Raw genomic sequence first — 1,191 nt, 5'->3', positions numbered from 1 at the left:
ATGACCATTGCGCCGGGCGTATTTGCGACGCCGATGATGAATACGATCCCTGAAAAGGCGCGCGAACAATTAGAGGCTGCCGTACCGTATCCCAAGCGTTTAGGCGACCCAAATGAATTTGCCAAATTGGTCACTCATATCATCGACAACTCTTATCTTAATGGCGAAGTAATACGTTTAGATGGCGCTATTCGTATGGTATAAGTCATTTGCAGTTCACTCTTCAAAGAGACACAAAGCTTTTTTCACTTAACCTTCATCGTTTTTACATACAGAGTCATTTTGCTTTTTGCTATATTTATCATTATTTTTGAATAAAGTAGATTCTTTATGTCTCTGTCTACCAATAACATCAGCCAGCCAAGCAAGAGCAAGCATCCCAAGATCAGGATACTTGCTCTTTTTTCTATCGGTCTAGTCGCTGCAGGTATTATAGACCTGGTTCGTTACGACAAAAACCCTTTTCGCACCCAAGGCTCTTATGCCAGCACAATTGCTATTCCAAGTAACGTAGCGATTGATAAAGTCTTCGTCGATAAGTCCGAGCGCACTATGCAACTGCTGGACGGTGATAGAGTCATCAAATCCTATCATATCGCCTTAGGGGAAAATCCCGTCGGACATAAGCAGCAAGAGGGCGATGAGCGCACGCCAGTCGGTATCTATACGCTCGACTACAAAAACGAGAACTCCATTGCCTATCGCTCTATTCATATCAGCTATCCAAATAGTGCGGACAAGGCACGCGCTGAAGCTCTTGGCGTCAGTGCGGGCGGTGACATCATGATTCATGGGCAAATGAATGGGCTAGGCGATTTGGCTTGGTACAATCAGCAGCGTAATTGGACGGACGGCTGTATTGCAGTCACCAATGATGAGATGGACGAAATCATGGATCTCATCACCCTTGGCACGACGATCGAGATTGTAGAATAGATATTTTTAGCCTAACTGAGTTATCGATAAAAAACGTCTGTCTAAAACTTATCTCTTCTTCCAATATCTTGCTTGAAAATTTGCGCGGTATACCTATTAATAATATAAGCTTGATATCATTGTTTTTAGTAGGGTTTTGATCAAAGCTATATATCATCTGCTTTGGCTCTCACACTACAAAGTCATTATTTATTATTGACAAGGGCTAATTGGGAGTTGAAATCATCTCCTTTGTCCCTTATATAGATAGCAACC

General features: G+C 42.4%; 1 protein-coding gene and 1 pseudogene. Both read left to right on the top strand.

What is annotated here, in order from left to right:
* Window positions 1–204, top strand: a pseudogene (locus ACTXGO_RS14155) (3-hydroxyacyl-CoA dehydrogenase); the annotation flags it as partial.
* A gap of 126 nt (window positions 205–330) precedes the next feature.
* A complete protein-coding gene (locus ACTXGO_RS14150; RefSeq protein WP_443574963.1) occupies window positions 331–936 on the top strand; it encodes a L,D-transpeptidase family protein in 606 nt (201 codons plus the stop codon).
* Window positions 937–1,191: the final 255 nt, after the last annotated feature.

The organism is Psychrobacter sp. T6-1, assembly GCF_052258445.1.
Note: the sequence above shows the minus strand (reverse complement) of the source record. Positions and strands in the feature narration are given on the sequence as shown.